5 protein-coding genes and 2 pseudogenes are annotated in these 5779 nt (G+C 69.4%); 3 read left to right on the top strand and 4 right to left on the bottom strand.

The window, feature by feature from the left end; translation table 11 throughout:
• The 3 genes and pseudogenes from MFF42_RS07620 to MFF42_RS07610 all read left to right on the top strand — a co-directional run.
• A pseudogene (locus MFF42_RS07620) lies at positions 1–512 on the top strand (hypothetical protein); the annotation flags it as partial.
• 48 nt (positions 513–560) lie between these two features.
• Positions 561–1223: a ribonuclease HI gene (gene rnhA / locus MFF42_RS07615; protein ID WP_238255205.1), complete on the top strand. Its 663-nt coding sequence runs from the start codon at positions 561–563 to the stop codon at positions 1221–1223.
• Between the two features lie 23 nt (positions 1224–1246).
• Entirely contained in the window at positions 1247–1825 is a 579-nt protein-coding gene (locus tag MFF42_RS07610; protein ID WP_238255204.1) for a DNA-3-methyladenine glycosylase, read from the top strand.
• A gap of 10 nt (positions 1826–1835) precedes the next feature.
• On the opposite strand, the gene zapE is transcribed toward MFF42_RS07610, so the two are convergent.
• From zapE to MFF42_RS07590, 4 genes and pseudogenes are all read right to left on the bottom strand, one after another.
• Positions 1836–3062 (bottom strand): cell division protein ZapE, encoded by a 1227-nt coding sequence (zapE, locus tag MFF42_RS07605; protein WP_238255203.1) that lies wholly within the window; start codon positions 3060–3062, stop codon positions 1836–1838.
• Between the two features lie 206 nt (positions 3063–3268).
• Positions 3269–4702, bottom strand: coding sequence for a TadE/TadG family type IV pilus assembly protein (locus tag MFF42_RS07600; RefSeq protein WP_238255202.1), 1434 nt, complete (start codon positions 4700–4702; stop codon positions 3269–3271).
• Positions 4687–5523, bottom strand: a complete 837-nt coding sequence (locus MFF42_RS07595) for a TadE/TadG family type IV pilus assembly protein (RefSeq protein WP_238255201.1) — start codon at positions 5521–5523, stop codon at positions 4687–4689. The genes MFF42_RS07600 and MFF42_RS07595 overlap by 16 nt, the downstream gene beginning before the upstream one ends.
• Positions 5523–5779: pseudogene (locus MFF42_RS07590) on the bottom strand (pilus assembly protein); the annotation flags it as partial. The gene MFF42_RS07595 and the pseudogene MFF42_RS07590, both read right to left, overlap by 1 nt.

Genomic DNA, 5779 nt, shown 5'->3' with positions numbered 1-5779 from the left:
TGCCGCCGCGCTGGCGGCGCGACGACATCCCCGCCTATCACGGCGATTTGATCTCCGAGGCGTTCCGCTCTCCCTATTCCCGCTACCGCAGGCTGTCGGACGACGCCGTGGCCGACGGCCGGCTGGTCCCGCCCTTCGCGGCCGTCGCCGGGCGCGTCTTGGAGGCGGACGGGGTGCGGCTGCGCGCCCTGCCGTTCTCCAAGAGCCTCGACGACTGGGACGTGCGGCAGGCGGCGATGCGGGTCGCCGAGAACCGCTGTCTCGTGGCCTGGGTGCGACTGGAGACGTCCCTGCGGATCGCCCGCTACCGCTACGCGCTCGAACATTTCCTCATCGAGATGCCCGGCCGCGAGGCGGCTCCCCCGGAGCAGGCGGTCGCGTTCCTCGAAGGGCGAAGGGGGCTTCTCGATCCCCTGCTGCCGCCGGACGCCGCCGCCCGCTGCGGCCTCGTCGAGGCGCCGGAGGTGCTGGCCGCGCCGATCGTGGCCAAGCCGGTCGTCACCAAGTATTAGCGTCGCTTCCAACTCGGCAGGCCCACAGGTTCGGAGCGAACGGGATTGATGCGAACCATCGTCTACGCGGATGGCGGCTGCGACCCCAATCCCGGCCCCGGCGGCTGGGGTGCGGTGATCCAGGACCCTGCCGGCACCATCGAGCTCCACGGCGGCGAGCGCGCCACCACCAACAACCGCATGGAGCTGACCGCCGCGATCCGCGCCCTCGAGCATTTCCCCGAGGGCGCGCAGATCGAGATGCGCTGCGACAGCCAGTACGTGGTCAAATCCGTCACCGAGTGGATGCGCGGCTGGAAGGCGCGGGGCTGGCGCACCGCCACGGGGCCGGTGAAGAACATCGACCTGATGCAGCGCCTCGACGCGCTGGCCGCCGCCCGCGACGTGCGCTGGACCTGGGTGCGCGGCCATGCCGGCGAGGCCGGCAACGAGCGCGCCGACCGTCTCGCCGCCCTCGGCCGCCGCGAAGCCCTGGGCGAGGCGGTCCTGCCGCCCGCCGACGCCGCGCCCGCGCCCGCGCCGGCGCAGCCTGTGCACACCAAGACGGTGCAGGTGGCGCTGAGCGCGGACTTGGCCAACGCTCTGTCGCGGGCGGCAGGTCGGGCCGGCATCACCCCTCAGGCCTATCTCGAGGACGCCGTGCGGCTGGCGCTGGAGCTCAAACCGCCCGGCGTCGCCCGCGTCCGGGCCGAGTTGCAGAAGGCGTCCTGATCGGCGCGCGAGATCCAGGCGCGATGGACCCGTCCTTCTTCGATCGCCCCGCCGCGACCGTCGCCGCCGCCCTGATCGGCCATCGCCTGCTCGTGGACGGCGTCGGCGGCGTCATCGTCGAGACCGAGGCCTACGACCGGACCGATCCGGCTTCCCACAGCTTCGCCGGACCGACGCGGCGCAATGCCAGCATGTTCGGGCCGCCGGGCCGCGCCTACGTCTACCGCTCCTACGGCCTGCACTGGTGCCTCAACCTCGTCTGTGAGACTGGCAGCGCCGTGCTGCTGCGCGCGCTCGAACCGAGTGCGGGTCTGGAAACGATGCGCGCCCGCCGCGGACTCGACACGCCGCGCCTCCTCTGCGCCGGACCGGGCCGCCTCGCCCAGGCGCTCGGCATCGATCTGACCCATGACGGCCTGCCCCTCGACCGGGCGCCCTTCGCATGGGCGCCGCCGCCGGGGCCGGTGACCGTCGCCGCGACGACCCGCATCGGCATCAGCCGCGGGGTCGAGGCGCCCTGGCGCTTCCTCGTGCCCGGTTCGCCCTATCTCAGCCGGCCGCTGCCGCGGCCGAAGCCCGGCGCGGGGCCGGTCGCGGGGTAGGGGAGGGGGGTCAGGTCTCGGCCAGGCCCGCGCTCGACTGCGAGGGCGCCCGCCCGTGCGGCGTGCCGAGATATTCCTCCGAGCGCATCTCGATGAGGCGCGAGGCGGTGCGCTCGAACTCGAAGGCTTCGCGGCCCTCCGCGGCGGTGTAGAGCCCGGTCGGCTCGGCCTCCGCCGAGGCGACGAGCTTCACATGCGCGTCGTAGAGCGTGTCGATGAGGGTGATGAACCGCTTGGCCTCGTTGCGGTCCGCCTCGCCCATCACCGGGATCCCGGAGACGATCAGGGTGTGGAAGCTGTCGGCGAGCGCCATGTAGTCGGAGGCGCCGAGCGGCTGGCGGCACAGGTCGTCGAAGCCGAAGCGGGCGACGCCGCCGGCCTCCTCCGGCACCGGTACCGCGCGGCCCTTCACCTTGACCGTGCCCGGCATTCCCCGCGCCCGACCCGAGAGCGCCTTGAAGGCGGCGTCGAGCGCGGCCCCGGCCGCGGCGTCGGCCGGGACGTGGTAGACCGAGCTGCCGCCGAGCTTCTCCAGCCGGAAATCAGTGCGGGAATCGAGGCGCAGCACCTCGACCCGCTCCTTCAGCTCCGCCACGAAGGGCAGGAACAGGGCACGGTTGAGACCGCCCTCGTAGAGCCGGTCGGGCTCGACGTTCGAGGTCGCCACCACCGTCACGCCGCGCTTGAACAGCGCCCCGAACAGGCGGCCGAGGATCATCGCGTCGGCGATGTCGGTCACCGTGAACTCGTCGAAGCAGAGCAGCGTCGCCTCCGCCGCGAGCGCGTCGGCCACCGGCGGGATCGGGTCGTCCCCCTTCACCTCGCCGCGCTTGAGCGCCTGCCGGTGGGCGTGGATGCGCTCGTGCGCGTCGGCAAGGAAGCCGTGGAAGTGGACCCGGCGCTTCGGACCCGGCGCGACCTCGTGGAACAGGTCCATCAGCATGGTCTTGCCGCGGCCGACCGAGCCCCAGATGTAGAGCCCCCTGGGCGGCCCGGAATCGTCGTCCTTGCGCCCGAATAGCCAGCCCAGCGCGCTGCCCTTCTTCGCCCGGCGGCGGCGCTCGAGGTTCTGCACCAGCCGGTCGAGGGCCTGGACGAGGCGGATCTGCGACGGGTCGCGCTCGATCGCGCCCGAGGCGACCAGGGCGTCGTAGCGCTCGCGGACGCGTCCGGGCGGGGGCGCGCCGGCGCGGGCATGGTCGTGAGAGGCGTGGGAGGGGGCGTGACTCTCGGGCATCCCGGCCGATCGTTCGCGTGAGGAGGCGCCTCGTTCGCCGAGCGAGCCGGCGGAGACGGGGGTGTGGCCCGCCCGCTCTGCCGCGCCGCGGCACGGCGATCAAGCCGGCACGGGTCAACCCCGCAAACATCCGCCCCGATCCGAAGCTGCGCCGCGGCCGGTGTGATGCCCCGCAGCGCGATCGTCGCTTCGATGACCGAGACGACTTACCGGGTGATGCGGGCCACTCTCAGCGCCTGATCGAACATCGCGCCGAGCGAGGCGGTGATGTCGGCCTGCGTGTTGGCCGTGTAGAAGAAAGTGGGAGACGCGCATCGCCGGAGGGGGTCGGCGAGCGTCGGGCTGAATCCGTTGACCAGATTAACCTCTTTGACGATACCACCGTTGGTGGTGTAGCTCTTGACGTAATTGTACGGGATGTACAGGATCGAGATGGTCGCGCCGGCGTTCTTCAACTCCGTGCACTTGGCCGGATCGATCTGGGCGGGCTGCGAACCATCCCAATCGGCGTAGCGGTAGCCCGAGAACTTCGACGGATTGCCGGGGTACGTCTTCTTGTCCTTCCATGAGGAGTAGGTCTGGCTGTTCTGCATGCCGTCGGTGATGAGGAACACGAACGGCCTTGAGTTCGTCGTGCTGGAACCGTTGCCAAAGGTCTTGATGGTCGATTTCATCTGGGGCAGCGCCGTCTCGAAATGGGTGCCGCCGCTGCCGGTGCCGGTGGTCGGATCGTTGTTGGTGTAGAGCTGCGTGCTGCCGGTATCGAGCAGGTTGGTGAAGGCCAAGGGCCAGGTCTTATTGCAATCGGCGGCCGTCTTCAGCGAGGCCAGGGAGTTGGTGGTGTCGCTGAGGGTGACGAGCGTCGCCAGCCGGTTGATGAACGGGTAGATGCCGATGCGGTACTGGTTCGGAACGACCGGAGTCGAGGCTCGCTTGAGGAGTTCGCAGACGGCATTGTTCACCGCATCGGACCGCAGCTGGATCTTTCCGGCTGCCAAATTCCAGCCCTTGCTGTTCGGGAAGTGGCACGCGAACTGGCAGTTCCCGTCATTTTCAAAGCTCTTCTTGGCGAGTGCCTCGGCGTCGGCGTCGGTCGTCGGCAGGCCCATGGAACCCGACACGTCGACCATCAGGTAGAAGTCGAGATAACTTGCGAGGTCGGCCGAGGCGGTGACCGTATTGCTGAGGGACGTCGTCGAGACTCCGAAAAGCTTCCCGAAGATGCTCGGTATCGATGCCGTGTAGCTGATCGTCGCGGTGAGCGTCTGTCCGGACCGCGTCACATCCGGCGGCGACAGATTGACCGTCGCGAACGAGACGCTGCCGGCATTGATGTTGAAGGCCTTGATGGCTTGGTTGCGACCCGCCGTGAGTCCGGCCGACACCACGTCGCTCTGCTTCGCGTTGGCGGCGATGTAGTCCTTGGCGGTCACGACGCCCGCGAGCGCCGCGGCATCCGCCGCGTTGTCGAGCCGCGTCTTGCTGGTGATCGCCATGCCGTAATCGACCCCGAGGCCGACGATGCCCAGCGTCGGGAGCAGCGCGAGGGCGAACATGACGTTGATGCTGCCGCCATGATCGGCGGCCAGCGCCTTCGTCCGGTCCTTGAGCCGGCCGGCGCGGGTCAATAGCCGGTACATTTGTTCGCGATCCCGTCGTTGTTGGTCGTGTCGTAGCTCACTAGCGAGGCGTAGCGAGGCTGCACGTAGGCCGATCGTGCGATCCGCACCGGGGGAACGAAGCCGGAGCCGAAGGTCGGCTCGAACTCGAACACCACGTCGATCGCCACCAAAGATCCGGGCCCGAAGGCGGAGCGTGGCAGCGTGGTTCGGGTCGGCGGTGCGTTGTCGTTGGCGGGCAATTGCGCCGTGTCGCAGGGCCGGTAATTGTCGCCGCTGGTCGGCTGATGGGTGCCCGTGCTGGTCCAGACGACATTGGCGTCGTAGCAGGCGCTCAGGTCACCGCTGGTGTTCGTGTTGCTCTGGCACGTCGCGTTCTTCGCGGTGAACTGGATGGCGGCGTAGTTGATCGAGATGGTCTGCCACCATGCCACGCCGCGTCGCTTGGCATCCTTCATGGCGTAGGGAAACAGGACCAGCGTCGAGTCGTAGCTGAAATGCACGTCGGTGGCGTTGACCAGCGCGACGGTCGTGTTCTTCGGCGGCACGGCCTGCGAGACCATCTGGCTGATCGAGTGGGCGACCAGTTCGACCTTACGGGTCGCGTCGATGTAGGCGACGATCTGGATGCTGGCGAACATGATCAGCAGCAGGGTGGGGAGGATCAGCGCGAACTCGACGGCGGCCATGGCGCCCTCCGCCGCGCGGAAGCCTTGGGCCCGCGTCCCGAGAAAGGCGCAAACGGCTTGAAGCCGCGCCGCGCCCGGACGGGCCGGGCCGCCCTTCGCGGCCGGATCGGGCCGCGCCGCCGGCAAAGGCGTGGGGATGGGCCGGGCCGCCATCAGTACTGCTCGTTGCGGAAGGCTGCGGCCGAGACCGCGAGATAGGCCGGCTTGCCCTTGTAGGTCGCTCCGCCGCTCAGCCAGGAGGCGATCGGGGTGGGGAGGAAGGTGATCGGATAGACGACCTGCAGGTACTGGTAGTCGCCCCGGGCCCCCAGATTGAGCACGCCGGTCCCGGTCGCCAGGTTGGAGACGATGACACCGTTCATGTCGGAACTGACGAAGGAGTAGTAGCCGCCGGGCTGGACCGCCTTCG

Source organism: Methylorubrum podarium, assembly GCF_022179745.1.
In the GTDB taxonomy this organism is placed as follows: domain Bacteria; phylum Pseudomonadota; class Alphaproteobacteria; order Rhizobiales; family Beijerinckiaceae; genus Methylobacterium; species Methylobacterium podarium.
The sequence above is the reverse complement of the archived record's forward strand: the minus strand, read 5'-3'. Positions and strand labels throughout refer to the sequence as shown.

Excerpts from the sequence above, each read along its gene's own strand:
- MFF42_RS07610 (WP_238255204.1), top strand. The coding sequence starts at position 1,247 with ATGGACCCGTCCTTCTTCGATCGCCCCGCCGCGACCGTCGCCGCCGCC.
- MFF42_RS07600 (WP_238255202.1), bottom strand. The coding sequence starts at position 4,702 with ATGTACCGGCTATTGACCCGCGCCGGCCGGCTCAAGGACCGGACGAAG.
- MFF42_RS07595 (WP_238255201.1), bottom strand. The coding sequence starts at position 5,523 with ATGGCGGCCCGGCCCATCCCCACGCCTTTGCCGGCGGCGCGGCCCGAT.
- zapE (WP_238255203.1), bottom strand. The coding sequence starts at position 3,062 with ATGCCCGAGAGTCACGCCCCCTCCCACGCCTCTCACGACCATGCCCGC.
- rnhA (WP_238255205.1), top strand. The coding sequence starts at position 561 with ATGCGAACCATCGTCTACGCGGATGGCGGCTGCGACCCCAATCCCGGC.